This window comes from Azoarcus sp. DN11, from assembly GCF_003628555.1.
In the GTDB taxonomy this organism is placed as follows: domain Bacteria; phylum Pseudomonadota; class Gammaproteobacteria; order Burkholderiales; family Rhodocyclaceae; genus Aromatoleum.
Window position 1 is genome coordinate 370,566 of the sequence record NZ_CP021731.1, and the last position, 14,433, is coordinate 384,998.

A 14,433-nucleotide genomic window follows, 5' to 3' on the forward strand; every position below is an offset into this window, starting at 1 on the left:
CGACGCGGAGCCGCGCGCCATGATTGCGGACGAACGCCTGCAGGATCTGTTCAGGCAGGAAAGCGGCGACTACCTGCAGCGGCTCGACGACGGGCTCTTGCGGCTGGAGCACGACGCCGGCGAGGACGCGGCCGTCGAGGCGCTGTTCCGCGACGCCCATAGCCTCAAGGGGGCGGCGCACATGCTCGGTCTGCACGCGGTCGAACTGCTCGCGCACAGCCTGGAGGACATGCTCAACGCCGCGCGCCATGATGCCGAGGCGCGTGGCCCCGAGCACGTCCGGGAAATGCTGCGGCAGCTCGGCGACATCCGCGTTGCGGTGGGCGATGCGCTCGGAGCGCAGGCGGGCGCGGCCGTGACGGCCGCGTCGCCCGGCGGGTTGCCCGCGCTCGACGCGGTGCGGGTCGACGCCCGCCGGCTCGACGCCCTGTTGAACGCATCCGGCGAGCTGGCGGCCGGATGCACGCGCACGTTGCGCAGGCTGGCCGACGTCGACGCCATCGTCGACCGGTGCGAGGACCTGCGGCGCGCGGTCGCGGGCGGACCGGGTTCTGCCGCGCCGGGCACGCTGGCGCTGCTCGAGCGCCTGGCGCCGGTCGAGGCGCTGCTCACGCGCCTGCGCGCCGCGATGGACGACGACCATGCGCAGCTGCAGCGCGTCAGCAGCGAACTCGGCGAAGGCGTCCGGGCAATCCGCCTGCTGCCGCTGGCGAACATCTTCCGCCAGTTTCCGCGCATGGTGCAGGAACTCGCGCGCAGCCAGGGCAAGGCGGTCGAACTGGTGATCGAAGGGGACGACGTCGGTGCCGACCGCCGCATCCTCGAGGAGATCCGCGACCCGCTGATGCACCTGCTGCGCAACGCGATCGACCACGGCATCGAGCCGGCGGCGGAGCGCGTGCGGGCGGGGAAACCGGTTGTCGGCCGCATCGGCCTGCGGGCGCGGCGGGGCGAGAGCACCGTCGAGATCGTCGTGGACGACGACGGGCGCGGCCTCGACGAGGAGGCAATCCGGCGGGCGGCGCTGGCGTGCGGGCTGGAGAGCGCCGCGACCCTCGCCGCGATGACGCCGGCGCAGCGGCGCGCGCTGGTGCTGCGTGCGGGCCTGACGACGGCGCACGACGTGACCGATGTCTCGGGACGCGGCATCGGACTCGATGTCGTGCGTGACGCGGTCGAACGCCTGAAAGGCTCGCTCGCGCTCGACTCGTCGCCCGGGCGTGGCCTGGTGTTCACGCTGCATCTCCCGGTGACGCTGGTCACCGCACGCATCCTGATCGTCGAGGTCGACGGCTACCCGTATGGCCTTCCGGTCGAGCACGTGCGGGGCATGCGCCGGCTTGCCGCGGCCGACGTCCTCCGGCTCGACGGGCGCGATGCGATCCTGTTCAACGAGCAGCCGGTCACGCTCGCGAAGCTCGCGGAACTGCTGGAACGGCCCGTCGCGCCGGTCGTTGCGGACGGCCGCACGGTCGTGATCCTGGAGGCGGCGGGCGGGTGCTTCGCGCTTGCGGTCGAGGCCCTGCTCGACGAGCAGGAAGTGGTGCTGAAGGCGCCGGGGAGCCTGCTCGAGCGCGTGCGCAACGTGGCCGGTGCCACGATCCTCGACAGCGGGGAGATCTGCGTCGTGCTCGATCCCCAGGATCTGTTTTTCGCGCTCCGGCATGCGGCTCCGGCCGCGCCGACGCCCGCCGCGGCGCCACAGCGGCGCAAGCGGGTGCTGCTGGCCGAGGACAGCATCACCACGCGCACGCAGGAGTGCCGCATCCTGGAGTCCGCAGGCTACGAGGTCGTCACCGCGGTCGATGGCCTCGATGCGCTGCGCAAGCTCGTGCGGGGCGAATTCGATGCGGTCGTCACCGACGTCAACATGCCCACGCTCGACGGCCTTGAACTGGCCCGGCGCATCCGCTGCGAGGCCCGGCACGCCCACCTGCCGGTCATCCTCGTGACCTCGCTCGCGTCGGATGCGGATCGGGTGCGGGGGCTGGAGGCCGGCGCGAACGCGTACATCACCAAACCCGGTTTCGACCAGAGGGAGCTCATCGAATGCCTGGAACGCCTGATCTGAGATCGTTGCCGAGGTTTCGGCCGTGAGCGGCGTCTGGCGGCCGCCGATCCGCGTGCTGCTGGTCGACGACTCGGCGGTCGCACTCGAGGTCGTCCGGCGCATGCTCGCCCCGGAACCGGCGATCCGCGTCTGCGGTACGGCGCGCGACGGCCGCGAGGCGCTGGCGCTGATCCCGCGGCTCAAGCCCGACGTCGTCTGCACCGACCTGTACATGCCGGGCATGGGCGGCCTCGAATTCACCCGCGAGCTGATGGCGGCTCATCCGCTGCCCATCCTCGTGCTGAGCGTCGCGGTGCAGCGCGAGCAGGCCCACACCATCTTCGAGATGCTCGAGGCCGGTGCCGTGGATATCGTCGCCAAGCCGCGCGACGGCCTGTCCGAAGCGTCGGCCGGGCTCGCCGCCGAGCTGGTGCGCAAGATCCGGGTGGCGGCCGGTGTCGTCGCGTTGCGCCGCCGCAACCGCGTGGCGCTCCCGGCTGCGGTCCCGCCCCGCCCGGCCGGACCGACCGGCGAACGCCCGCGCATCGTCGGCATCGCCGCGTCGACCGGCGGGCCGCAGGCGTTCGAGACCGTCCTGCGCCAGCTCCCGCGCGACTTCCCGCTGCCGGTGCTGTGCATCCAGCACATCGCCGAGGGCTTCATGGAAGGCCTGGTCCGGTGGCTGGCCAGTTCGGCGCCGATCGCGGTGCGTACCGCGCAGGACGGCAGCCTGCCGCAGCCCGCGACGGCCTATTTCGCGCCCGACGGCATGCACCTCGAGGTCGACGCGCACGGGCGCCTGCGCTGCTCGCCGCAGCTGCGCGGCCAGCCGCATCGCCCATCGGCGGATCTCGCACTCGCATCGCTCGCGCGCGTGCATGGCGGCGATGCCATCGGCGTGGTGCTCACCGGCATGGGGCGCGACGGCGCCGCCGGCCTCGCCGAGATCGCCGCGGCGGGCGGCGCGACGATCGCCCAGGACGAGGAGACCAGCGTCGTCTTCGGTATGCCCGGCGCGGCGATCCGCGACGGTGCCGCCGGGCTCGTGCTGCCGCTGGGGCAGATCGCCCCGGCATTGGTGCAGCTCGCGAGGGGCGAGGCGCCGGCCGGGGCTGGCGGAGGGTTCGTGCGATGACGGCGAACGCACCTGCCGCTCTCGGAGCGGTGCTGATCGTCGAGGACAGCCCGGTGCAGGCGGAAATGCTGCGGCGTGTCGTCGAAGGCGCCGGCTATGCGGTGCTGAGCGCCGGCGACGGTGCGACGGCGTTGACGCTGGCGCGCCAGCACCGCCCTGCGGCGGTCGTGAGCGACGTCAGCATGCCGGTCATGGACGGTTACGAGCTGTGCCGGCGCCTGCACGACGAGGAAGGGCTCGCGGGCATTCCGGTCGTCCTGCTGACTTCCCTCGCCGACACCGACGACGTCATCCGCGGCCTGAACGCGGGCGCCGATTGCTACGTCACCAAGCCCTATGACGAAGCCCTGCTGCTCGCCAGCCTGCGGGCGCAGATCGAGGCGCCGCCGTCGCCGTCGTGCGCAGGAGGGTGCCCGCCGATGCGGCTGCGCCTCGGCGACGCCGTGCACGAGGTGAGGCCGCGCGACGCGCGCCAGCTGGTCGGGCTGCTGGTGTCCACGTACGAGAGTGCGGTGCACCAGAATCGCGAGCTGCGCAGGATGCAGGAACGGCTGCTCGCTGCGAATCGCGAGCTGGAGGCCTCGAACCGCACCCTCGAGGCTGCCTATGCGGAACTGCGCGAGACCCAGTCGCGCCTCGTGCAGTCGGCCAAGATGGCCTCGCTCGGCGAGCTGGTGGCCGGGGTGGCGCACGAGATCAACAATCCGCTGGCCTTCGTGCTGAACCATCACGCGACGGTGTCGCGCGCGCTGGTGCAGGTCGAAGCGGAGGCGCGGCCGCATCTGTCGCCCGAACGTGCGCGGCTGCTGGACAAGGCGGAAGAGCGCCTCGCCGACATGGCGGGCGGGCTCGAGCGCATCCGTGACCTGGTGGTCAAGCTGCGCACCTTTTCCCGGCTCGACGCGGGCGAAATCCGCACGATCGACGTCGAGGAGGCGATCGATGCGGTGCTGACGTTGCTGCAGCACCGCATCCGCGACCGCATCCGCGTGACGCGGTGCAGCGGGCCGGCGCACGGGCTCGACTGCTACCCGGGGCCGTTCAACCAGGTCCTGATGAATCTGCTCGCCAATGCGATCGACGCGCTCGACGCCGCGGCGGGCGGCGGGGAAATCACCATCACCACCTTCCAGGACGAAGAGATGATGAGCATCGAGGTCGCCGACAACGGCAAGGGCATGTCCGAGGCCGTGCGCGAACGGATTTTCGAACCCTTCTTCACGACCAAGGGGGTCGGCGAAGGGACCGGGCTGGGCTTGTCGATCTCCTTCGGCATCGTCCGGCAGCACGGTGGCACCCTCGAGGCGTTCAGCGAGGAAGGCGCCGGCACGCGCATGGTGGTCCGCCTGCCGCTGCGGCAGACGGCGCCCCGCGCCGCGACGAACACGGGAGCACAAACATGACAGGCCCGACACCCCTTGCAGCGATGCCGGAGGCGTCGTTCGCGTATGTCAGCGAGCGTCCGGTGGTGCTGGCCGTGGACGACGAGCCGCAGATCCTTGCGGCGATCGTCGATACGCTCGAGGACGAGTGCATCGTGCACACCGCGCTGTCGGCCGAAGCGGCGATCGCCCTCATCCCCGAACTGCCGGATCTGTCGGTGCTGCTGTCGGACCAGCGCATGCCGGGCATGTGCGGCGACGCGCTGCTCGCGCAGGCGCGCGGGCTCTCGCGCGCCGCGGCCATCATGGTCACCGGCTATGCGGACCTCGATGCGGTGGTGCGCGCGGTGAACAGGGGGCGCATCTTCGGCTACATTACCAAGCCGTGGAACCAGGACCAGCTGCGCCTGATGGTGCAGTCGGCCCACGCGCATTACCGCCTGCAGCGCGAACTGCTCGCCGAGCAGCGCCTGCTGCGCGAGTTCATGGACAACAGTCCCGACCTGGTCTTCTACCAGGACGGCGGCCAGCGCTTCATCCGCGCCAACGGGCAGGCCGCGCACCTGCTGGGCAGCGACGGGCCCGAGGCGCTGATCGGGCGCACCGCTGCCGAGTTGCTCCCCGATGCCGAGTCGGCGGGACTGTGGGACCCGGCCGAACACGAGCGCGTGCTGCGCAGCGGCGAGCCGTCACGCGAGCAGTGCGTGCGCGTGCGCCTGCCCGGCAGCACGGAATGGCGCTGGTTTTCGACGACGCGCGCGCCGATCCGCAACGATCGCGACGAGGTGGTCGGCGTGGTGGGCGTCTCGCGGGACGTCACCGAGCGTCTCGGCGTGCTGGAGGCCTTGCGCCTGCGCGAGCGGGCGATCGAGGCGAGTGTGCACTCCGTTTCCATTGTCGACTGCCAGCAGCCGGATCTTCCGATCGTGTACGTGAACCCGGCTTTCGAGCGCATCACCGGCTACCGCGCGGAGGAGGCCATCGGACGCAATCCCCGTTTCCTGCATGGCGCGGACCGCGACCAGCCCGGCCTGGACGAGATCCGCGTGGCGGTCCGCGAGCGTCGCGCGGGGCATGCGGTCTTCCGCAACCATCGCAAGGACGGTCGCGTCTACTGGGCGGATCTGCACATCGCGCCGGTATGCGACGAGGCGGAGCGCTGCACCCACTTCGTCGGCATCCAGTACGACGTCACGGAACGGCTCCGCTACCAGGAAGAGCTCGAACGGCACGCCAATTTCGACAGCCTCACGGGGGTCGCGAATCGCAATCTCCTCGACGACCGTCTCGCGCAGGCGCTGGCGAATGCGAATCGCCACCAGCATTCGGTCGGGGTGCTGTCGATCGATATCGACCGCTTCGGCGGCCTCGTCGGCTCCTTCGGTCATGCGGCGGGCGACGACGTCCTGCGCCACGTCGCCGCACGGCTCGCCGCCCTGGTCCGCGAGGGCGACACCGTGGCACGCGTCGGGGTAGACGACTTCGTCGTCGTACTGGGCGATCTGGCCGGGGTCGATGCCGCCGGCGTGATCGTGCGCCGGATTCTCGACGAGATTGCCCGGCCGTTCGCCGTCGACGGCCGCGAGTTCACGGTCACGGCAAGCATGGGCGTGTGTCTCTACCCCGGCGACGGCGACAACCCGGCGGTGCTGCTGCAGCATGCCAACATCGCGCGACTCGAGGCGCGCAGCGCCGGCGGCAACCAGTACTGCTTCGATACCCCGGCGATGAACGCGGCCGTCGTGCAGCGCCAGGCACTCGAGCATGCGTTGCGCGGTGCGCTCGAACGCAGCGAGTTCGTGCTGCACTACCAGCCGCGCGTGAACCTGCGCGACGGCGCGATTGTCGGGATGGAGGCGTTGCTGCGCTGGCAGCATCCCGAACTCGGGCTGGTTCCGCCGATGGAGTTCATTCCGCTGGCCGAGGAAACCGGCCTGATCGTGCCCATCGGCGAATGGGTGATCGGCGCCACATGCCGCCAGATCCGGCGCTGGCGGGACCGCGGGCTCACGGTCCCGCCGGTCGCGATCAACCTCTCGGCCCGGCAGTTCCGTTCCGGCGGGCTGGATCGCACGATTGCCGCCGCGCTCGCAGCCACGGGGCTGGATGGCGCACAGCTCGAACTCGAGATTACCGAAAGCACGGCGATGACCGATGTCGGCGAGGCGGTTGCGGCGATGCAGAAATTCAAGGCGCTCGGCATGTCGCTGGCCCTCGACGACTTCGGCACCGGCTATTCGAGTCTCGCCTACCTGAAGCGCTTCCCCATCGACTACCTGAAGATCGACCGCGCCTTCGTGAGTGACGTGGTGACCGAGCCCGGCGATGCCGCGATCTGCATCGCGACGATCCGGCTGGCGCACAGCCTGCGGCTCCAGGTGATCGCCGAGGGGGTCGAGAACGAGGCGCAGATGGAGTACCTGCGGCGGCAAGGGTGCGACGAGATCCAGGGCTATCATTTCAGCCCGCCGGTGGAGGACGAGGCGCTCGCGGCGATGCTGGGCGAGGGCGCACGCATGGCGCTGGCGACGCCCGCCGAGGACGCCCCGCTCCCGACGCTGCTGCTGGTCGACGACGAGCCGCACGTCCTGAGTGCGCTCAAGCGGCTGCTGCGCCATGATGGCTACCGCATCCTGACCGCGGCCTCGGCGCGCGAGGGGCTCGACGTCCTGGCCCGGGAGCCGGTGCAGGTCCTGCTGTCGGACGAACGCATGCCCGGCATGAACGGCAGCGAGTTCCTGATGCGCGTGAAGGAACTGCACCCCGACACGGTGCGGATGGTGCTTTCGGGCTATGCCAACGTCGACGCCATCACGCGCGCGATCAACAACGGGGCGGTGAGCAAGTTCCTGCTCAAGCCGTGGGACGATGAGGAACTGCGCGTCACGATCCGCGAGGCGTTCGCGCGTGCAGGCGCGGGCGAGGTGGCGGAACCATGAACCGCGGACGCGGGCAGGCCGCAGCGCGGCAACTGCACGGTCTTCGGGGCGGGTGACATGGCGGACAACCGGCCGGACGGGCCGAACGCGGGGCTCGATGCCGCGCTGTATGCCGGCCTGGCGGAAATTGCCGCCGATACGTTTCCCAAGCGCTGCGCCGCGTGCGGCCGCAGTTATCGCGACGTCGATGATTACGTCGCACAGACGCAGCGCGTGGGCAGCGGCGGCAGCGGCCTCAGGCAGACGGTGGGCGACGACGGACAGGTGATCGTCGAACTGTTTCGCAACTGTGTGTGCGGTTCGACGCTGCTGGAGCTCTTCCACAACCGCCGCGATGTCGGCGAGGCGGGGCTGCGCCGCCGCGCGCGCTTCGGCGAACTGATCGAGATGCTGGTGGCGCGGGGACTCGAGCGCGAACAGGCACGCACCGAGCTGCTCAAGCTCCTGCGCGGGGAGCCGTCGGCGATCCTGACGGCGCGTCCGCCCGGCGGGGCCGGCATTCCCGAAGACGGGGAATGAGGCGGCCCACCGGGGCGCCGCGTCGGCGTTATTGACCCGGCAAGTTAATAGATCACCACCCGTTCGCCGTGAACCCGTCGAAGGGTGTTGGCAGGACTTCGACGGGGCTCGGTCCGAACGGCAGCATCCGGCTGCTGGGGCGCTTACTCGACGTGGTAGCGGCGCTGCACGACGCGGAAGCGGTTGGCGACGAAGGCGCTGTCGGCGTAGCTCGCGTTGGCCGCCGGGTTCATGCCGACGCCGTGGTAGTCGGAGAAGCCCGCCGACTGGTTCACGAACACGCCGCCGGTGAGGTTGATCGACAGCGCGACGCCCGCACGCCAGGTCGCCTCGGTCATCGCGTCGACGACTTCGGCCTTGCTCGAATACACGCCGACCGTCAGCGCGCCGTGCTCGCGCACGATGCGCTCCGACAGCGCCACTGCCGCGGCGCCGTCGGCGGTCTTCACGACGAAGGCGATCGGGCCGAAGCGCTCTTCCATGTAGGCCTTTTCATCCGCGGCGTCGCACGCGAGCAGCACCGGGCTGCGCACTTCGGCGCCGGGGAATTCGGCGTGCTCGATCTTCGCCGACGCGCGCACGACGCGGCCGTACTCGGGGGCCTCGGCGATGCGGCGCAGCGTGTCGGGCGACTGGATCGCGCCCAGCACCGCGGTTGCGACCGCGGGGTCGGCGAGGAACTTGTCGACCGCTGCGGCGAGGTCGGTGCAGACGTCGTCGTAGCTCTTGCGGCCCTGGTCGGTGTCGATGCCATCGGCCGGCACGAGGATCGCCTGCGTCGTCGTGCACATCTGGCCGGAGTACAAGCACAGCGTGAAGGCGAGGTTCCTGAGCATCGCCTTGTACTGGTCGGTCGATTCGATGACGACGTTGTTCACGCCGGCGAGCTCGGCATACACCTGCGCCTGCTTCGCGTTGTCGATGAGCCAGTGGCCGAAGCTGTTGCTGCCGGTGAAGTCGATCGATTTCACCGCCGGATGCTTCGCCAGCGCCTGTGTGGCTTCGCGCTTGTCGAAGGCCGCGAGCGTGACGAGGTTGGGGTCGAGGCCGGCCTCGGCGAGCACTTCGCGCGCGATGCGCACGGTGATCGCGGCGGGCAGGATCGCGTTCTGGTGCGGCTTGACGATCACCGGGTTGCCGGTCGCGAGCGCGGCGAAGAGGCCCGGGTAGGTGTTCCAGGTCGGGAAGGTGCCGCAGCCGACGACCAGCGCGACGCCGCGGCCGACGACCTCGAAGTGCTTCTTCATCTTCAGCGGCGGGTTCTTGCCCTGCGGCTTCTCCCACACCGTCTCGTGCGGGATGAACTTCATCTCGCGGTACGCGTAGGCGACCGCTTCGAGGCCGCGGTCCTGCGCGTGCGGGCCGCCCGCCTGGAAGGCCATCATCCAGCCCTGGCCGGTCGTCAGCATCACCGCGTGGGCGATCTCGAAGCTGCGTTTGTTGAGGCGCTCGAGGATCTCCAGGCACACGCCGGCACGCCCCTGCGCGCCGATGCGCTGCCAAGCGGGCATCGCGGCCTGCGCGGCGGCGATCAGCGCGTCGGCGTCGCACACCGGATAGCGCACGCCCAGCTCGACGCCGTAGGGCGAACGCTCGGTCGTCATCCAGCCGGCCTGGCCGGGCTGGCCGAGCTCGAAATCCTGGCCGAAAGTGGCCTCGACCGCCTTGCGGCCGTCTTCCTGCGCGGTTTCCCCGTACACCTTGGGGCTGGGCATCTCGGGGTAGGGCGTCCAGTAGCCGCGGGCGTGGATCGCCTGGACGGCGGCTTCGAGGGGCGCGTGGTGCTTGTCGAACAGCTGGGCGGGCGTGACGTGGGACATCGAGGGTCTCCTCTGGTGGCGGATCGGGGCTTCTGCGGCCCCCTGCGGATCGGTGGCGCTGACCTCGTTATAGCGGCCGGCGCGTTGTTGCGCTGCGGGGAAACTTGTCAAGCAAAAAACTGTTGTCTTTTGATCTGGATCAAGCTTACTATTGATTGACCGGTCGGTCAAACAAAGGCCGGACTACAAAGAAAGCTCGGAAACCGGGCGATTTCCCCGCCGTCAGGAAGCCTCGACGCTTCCGGGCGACCCAGAAAAGGAGACTCTGCAGAATTGCCGCCATGAAGGAATAGGCGCTTGTGCAGAGGGATGACAGGAGGAGACATGGGCAGCGAGTTGGGAAGCACCGATTGGAACATGCAGGGCGAGACGATCCGCCTGGAGGTGGTCGAGGGCGTCGCGACGCTGACGCTGAATCGCCCGGACCGGCTGAACTCCTTCACGAAGCGGATGCACGAGGAAGTGCGCGAGGCGCTCGCCAGCGTGAGGGCGGGCCGCGACGCGGGCGCCGTGCGCGTGCTGATGCTGACCGGTGCGGGCCGCGGCTTCTGCGCCGGGCAGGACCTGTCGGACCGCGCGGTCGCGCCGGGTGCGGCGCCGGTGGACCTGGGCGAATCGGTCGAGAAGAACTACAAGCCACTCGTGCTCGCGCTGCGCAGCCTGGAAATGCCGGTGATCGCCGCGGTGAATGGCGTCGCGGCCGGCGCCGGGGCGAGCATCGCGCTCGCCTGCGACCTCGTGTTTGCGGCGCGCTCGGCGAGTTTCATCCAGTCCTTCAGCAAGCTCGGCGTGGTGCCCGACACCGGCGGCAGCTGGATCCTGCCGCGCCTCGTGGGCCCGGCGCGCGCGATGGGCATGGCGCTGCTGGGCGACAAGCTGCCGGCCGAGCAGGCCGAAGCGTGGGGCCTGATCTGGAAGTGCGTCGATGACGAGGCGCTGATGCCGACCGTGCGCGAAGTCGCGGCGAGCCTCGCGAAAGGGCCGACGTTCGGCTACGCGAAGACCAAGCAGGCGATCTGGGCGAGCTCGACCAACGACTTCGAGACCCAGCTGAACCTCGAGCGCGACCTGATGACGGTGTGCGGCAACTCGAACGACTACCGCGAAGGGGTCGCCGCGTTCATGGAAAAGCGCGGCCCGAACTTCAAGGGTGACTGAATGAGCATCCTTGCGAAGGGCGCGAAGGTGCTGGTCGTCGGTGCCGGCGCGATGGGCAGCGGCATCGCCCAGGTTGCGGCGCACGCGGGCCACACCGTGTATCTGTATGACGGCCGCGCCGAGGCGATCACCGCCGGGCGCGCGGCGATCGAAAAGGATCTGAAGTTCCTCGTGGCGAAGGGCCGGCTGGGCGAGGCCGAGGCTGCGGCGACGCTGGCGCGCGTCGTGCCGGTGACGACGCTGTCGGAGGCCCGCGACGCCGCGCTCGCGATCGAGGCGATCGTCGAGAACCTGGACGTCAAGCGCAAGCTGTTCGCCGAACTGGAAAGCACGCTCGGCGCGGACGCGATCATCGCGAGCAATACCTCGTCGCTGTCGATCAACGCGATGGCGGCGGGGCTCGCGCGTCCCGGACGCCTTGCCGGCCTGCACTTCTTCAACCCCGCGCCGCGCATGGCGCTGGTCGAGGTGGTGTCGGGGCTGACGACCGACCGCGACGTCGCCGAGACCCTGTACGCGACGGCGCGCGCGTGGGGCAAGATGCCCGTGCATGCGACTTCGACGCCGGGCTTCATCGTGAACCGCGTCGCGCGTCCCTACTATGCCGAAGCGCTGCGCGTGCTCGCCGAGCACGAGGCGGAGCCGGCGACGCTGGATGCGATCCTGCGCGAAGGCTGCGGCTTCGCGATGGGCCCCTTCGAGCTCATGGACCTGATCGGCCACGACGTGAACTTCGCGGTGACGAAGTCGGTGTTCGAAGCCTACTTCCACGACCGCCGTTTCGCGCCCAGCCCGTTCCAGCAGGAACTCGTCGCCGCCGGGCGCCTCGGGCGCAAGACCGGGCGCGGCATTTTCGAGTACGGCGAACTCGCCGCGAAGCCCGTGCCGCAGGACGAACCGGCGCACGAGGGCGAAGCGCGCATCACGGTGGTCGGCGACATCGGTGCCGCGGCGCCGCTGCTCGCGCGCCTGGAAGCGGCCGGCATCGAGGTGCGGCGCGAGCCGGGCATGCCCGGGCATCGCGGCTGGATGCAGATCGGCGCCGCGCGCGTCGCGCTCACCGACGGCCGCACCGCGACCGGCCGCGCGGTCGAGGAACGCCAGCCCAACCTCGTGCTCTTCGACCTGTGCCTCGACTACGCGACCAGCACCCGCATCGCGCTCACGCGCGCCGACCAGTGCGGCCTCGGCGCGCTGCGCGGCGTCGCCGGCTCCTTGCAGAAGGCGGGCTTCAAGGTCAGCGTGATCGACGACGTCGCCGGGCTGATCGCGCTGCGCACCGTCGCGATGCTCGCGAATGAGGCCGCCGACGCCGTGCTGCAGGGCGTCGCCAGCGCGCGCGACGTCGATACCGCGATGCGCTACGGCACCAATTACCCGAAGGGCGGGCCGCTCGCGTGGGCCGACCAGCTCGGCGCCGGTTTCGTCGTCGAGGTGCTGGCGAACCTGAAGGAACACTATGGCGAGGAGCGCTACCGCGTGTCGCCGCTGCTGCGCCGCAAGGCCCACAACGGGGAGGCGATGTATGACTGAGGCAGGCTATCGCGACCTCACCAACGGCATGCCGCCGCAGACCGTCGCCGAGCGCGTGCGCGACGGCATGTCGGAGAACGACCGCGTGCTGCACGCCAACGGCATCCGCTTCGAGGCTGTCGGCCCGGGCTACGCGAAGCTCACGATGACGGTGCGCGAGGAGATGCTCAACGGCTTTGACATCTGCCACGGCGGCTTCATCACGGTGCTCGCCGACTCGGCTTTCGCCTACGCGTGCAACAGCTACAACGAGCAGACCGTCGCCTCCGGCATCAGCCTCGACTTCATGGCGCCCGGCCGTCCCGGCGACGTCCTGTGCGCCGAGGCGAAGGAAGTGTTCGCGGCCGGCCGCACCGGCGTGTACGACATCAATGTCACCAACCCCAGGGGCGAGCTGATCGCGGTGATGCGCGGCAAGTCGTACCGGCTGAAGGGGAGGGCGGTCGTCGAGCTGTGAAATGAACGGGGTTTGACGCGGGTCACTCCGGGATCCCCCGCAGGCGGGGAATAATTCCGGATTCATACGAAACCCGTGCAGACCGAAGAACCTTGGAGGAGAGAGAGCAATGCCCGTGAAGACCCCGTCGCCCGGCGACCTGGAATCGATCGAGAAGGCGAGCCAGGACGAGCTGCGCGCGCTGCAGCTGGAACGCCTGAAGTGGAGCGTGCGCCACGCGTACGACAACGTGCCGCACTACCGCAAGGCCTTCGACGCCAAGGGCGTGCATCCGGACGACCTGAAGACGCTCGCCGACCTGGCGAAGTTTCCCTTCACCGCGAAGAGCGACCTGCGCGACAACTACCCCTTCGGCATGTTCGCGGTGCCGCGCGGGAAGCTCGCGCGCGTGCATGCGTCGTCGGGCACGACCGGCAAGCCGACGGTGGTCGGCTACACGCTGAAGGACATCGACACCTGGGCCAACGTCGTCGCGCGCTCGATCCGCGCCGCGGGCGGGCGGGCCGGCGACATGGTGCACGTGTCCTACGGCTACGGCCTGTTCACCGGCGGCCTCGGTGCGCACTACGGCGCCGAGCGGCTGGGCTGTGCGGTGGTGCCGATGTCCGGCGGCCAGACCGAGAAGCAGATCCAGATGATCCAGGACTTCCGCCCCGACATCATCATGGTGACGCCGTCCTACATGCTGACCATCCTAGACGAGATGGAGCGCATGGGCATCGACCCGAAATCGACCTCGCTGCAGGTCGGCATCTTCGGCGCCGAGCCGTGGACGCAGGGCATGCGCGAGGCGATGGAAGCGCGTTCGGGGCTCGACGCGGTCGACATCTACGGCCTCTCCGAAGTGATGGGGCCGGGCGTGGCCAGCGAGTGCGTGGAATCGAAGGACGGGCCGGTGGTGTGGGAAGACCATTTCTACCCCGAGATCATCGACCCGAAGACCGGCGAAGTGGTGGCGGACGGCGAGGAAGGCGAGCTCGTCTTCACGACGCTGACCAAGGAAGCGATGCCGGTGATCCGCTACCGCACGCGCGACCTCACGCGGCTCCTGTCGCCGACCTCGCGCAGCATGCGGCGCATGGCGAAAATCACCGGGCGTTCAGACGACATGCTGATCATCCGCGGTGTGAATCTGTTCCCGACGCAGATCGAGGAGCTGATCTGTCACATGCCCCAGCTCGCCGCGCAATACCTGCTGGAAGTCGACAAGAAAGGCCACATGGACACGCTCACCGTGAAAGTCGAGTTGGACCCGGAAGCGGTCGTCGGCCGGCATCCCGAGCAGAAGGCGGCGGTCGGCGAGGAGCTCGCGCATCGCATCAAGACCTTCTGCGGCGTGTCGGCGAAGGTCATCGTCGGCGAGCCGTTCTCGCTCGAACGCGTGACGGTCGGCAAGGCGAAGCGGGTCGTCGACCATCGCCCCAAGGAATAAGAGAGGAG

At 69.8% G+C, this 14,433-nt stretch carries 10 protein-coding genes; 9 read left to right on the forward strand and 1 reads right to left on the reverse strand.

The window, feature by feature from the left end; genetic code table 11:
• Window positions 1-19 precede the first annotated feature (19 nt).
• The 5 genes from CDA09_RS01645 to CDA09_RS01665 are packed head-to-tail and all read left to right on the forward strand — an operon-like array spanning window position 20 to window position 8,025.
• Window positions 20-2,071: a hybrid sensor histidine kinase/response regulator gene (locus CDA09_RS01645; RefSeq protein ID WP_121427027.1), complete on the forward strand. Its 2,052-nt coding sequence runs from the start codon at window positions 20-22 to the stop codon at window positions 2,069-2,071.
• A gap of 22 nt (window positions 2,072-2,093) precedes the next feature.
• Window positions 2,094-3,185: a chemotaxis-specific protein-glutamate methyltransferase CheB gene (gene cheB / locus CDA09_RS01650; protein WP_174718399.1), complete on the forward strand. Its 1,092-nt coding sequence runs from the start codon at window positions 2,094-2,096 to the stop codon at window positions 3,183-3,185.
• Window positions 3,182-4,588 (forward strand): hybrid sensor histidine kinase/response regulator, encoded by a 1,407-nt coding sequence (locus CDA09_RS01655; RefSeq protein WP_121427028.1) that lies wholly within the window; start codon window positions 3,182-3,184, stop codon window positions 4,586-4,588. Before cheB ends, CDA09_RS01655 begins: the two co-directional genes overlap by 4 nt.
• Window positions 4,585-7,506, forward strand: coding sequence for an EAL domain-containing protein (locus CDA09_RS01660; protein ID WP_121427029.1), 2,922 nt, complete (start codon window positions 4,585-4,587; stop codon window positions 7,504-7,506). The genes CDA09_RS01655 and CDA09_RS01660 overlap by 4 nt, the downstream gene beginning before the upstream one ends.
• A gap of 57 nt (window positions 7,507-7,563) precedes the next feature.
• Window positions 7,564-8,025: an oxidoreductase gene (locus CDA09_RS01665; RefSeq protein WP_121427030.1), complete on the forward strand. Its 462-nt coding sequence runs from the start codon at window positions 7,564-7,566 to the stop codon at window positions 8,023-8,025.
• A gap of 143 nt (window positions 8,026-8,168) precedes the next feature.
• On the opposite strand, the gene paaN is transcribed toward CDA09_RS01665, so the two are convergent.
• Window positions 8,169-9,845, reverse strand: a complete 1,677-nt coding sequence (gene paaN / locus CDA09_RS01670; RefSeq protein ID WP_121427031.1) for a phenylacetic acid degradation protein PaaN — start codon at window positions 9,843-9,845, stop codon at window positions 8,169-8,171.
• 324 nt (window positions 9,846-10,169) lie between these two features.
• Here paaN and paaG point away from each other — a divergent pair, with 324 nt between their 5' ends.
• From paaG to paaK, 4 genes are all read left to right on the forward strand, one after another.
• Entirely contained in the window at window positions 10,170-11,003 is an 834-nt protein-coding gene (gene paaG / locus CDA09_RS01675; protein ID WP_121427032.1) for a 2-(1,2-epoxy-1,2-dihydrophenyl)acetyl-CoA isomerase PaaG, read from the forward strand.
• Complete coding sequence (paaH, locus tag CDA09_RS01680) at window positions 11,004-12,536, forward strand: 3-hydroxyacyl-CoA dehydrogenase PaaH (protein WP_121427033.1); 1,533 nt, start codon at window positions 11,004-11,006, stop codon at window positions 12,534-12,536.
• A complete protein-coding gene (gene paaI, locus CDA09_RS01685) occupies window positions 12,529-12,993 on the forward strand; it encodes a hydroxyphenylacetyl-CoA thioesterase PaaI (protein WP_121427034.1) in 465 nt (154 codons plus the stop codon). The genes paaH and paaI overlap by 8 nt, the downstream gene beginning before the upstream one ends.
• A gap of 109 nt (window positions 12,994-13,102) precedes the next feature.
• Window positions 13,103-14,425, forward strand: a complete 1,323-nt coding sequence (gene paaK, locus CDA09_RS01690) for a phenylacetate--CoA ligase PaaK (RefSeq protein ID WP_121427035.1) — start codon at window positions 13,103-13,105, stop codon at window positions 14,423-14,425.
• Window positions 14,426-14,433: the final 8 nt, after the last annotated feature.

Coding starts and splice junctions, on each gene's coding strand:
- paaN (WP_121427031.1), bottom strand. CDS start 9,845: ATGTCCCACGTCACGCCCGCCCAGCTGTTCGACAAGCACCACGCGCCC.
- paaI (WP_121427034.1), top strand. CDS start 12,529: ATGACTGAGGCAGGCTATCGCGACCTCACCAACGGCATGCCGCCGCAG.
- CDA09_RS01665 (WP_121427030.1), top strand. CDS start 7,564: ATGGCGGACAACCGGCCGGACGGGCCGAACGCGGGGCTCGATGCCGCG.
- paaH (WP_121427033.1), top strand. CDS start 11,004: ATGAGCATCCTTGCGAAGGGCGCGAAGGTGCTGGTCGTCGGTGCCGGC.
- paaK (WP_121427035.1), top strand. CDS start 13,103: ATGCCCGTGAAGACCCCGTCGCCCGGCGACCTGGAATCGATCGAGAAG.
- CDA09_RS01655 (WP_121427028.1), top strand. CDS start 3,182: ATGACGGCGAACGCACCTGCCGCTCTCGGAGCGGTGCTGATCGTCGAG.
- CDA09_RS01645 (WP_121427027.1), top strand. CDS start 20: ATGATTGCGGACGAACGCCTGCAGGATCTGTTCAGGCAGGAAAGCGGC.
- paaG (WP_121427032.1), top strand. CDS start 10,170: ATGGGCAGCGAGTTGGGAAGCACCGATTGGAACATGCAGGGCGAGACG.
- CDA09_RS01660 (WP_121427029.1), top strand. CDS start 4,585: ATGACAGGCCCGACACCCCTTGCAGCGATGCCGGAGGCGTCGTTCGCG.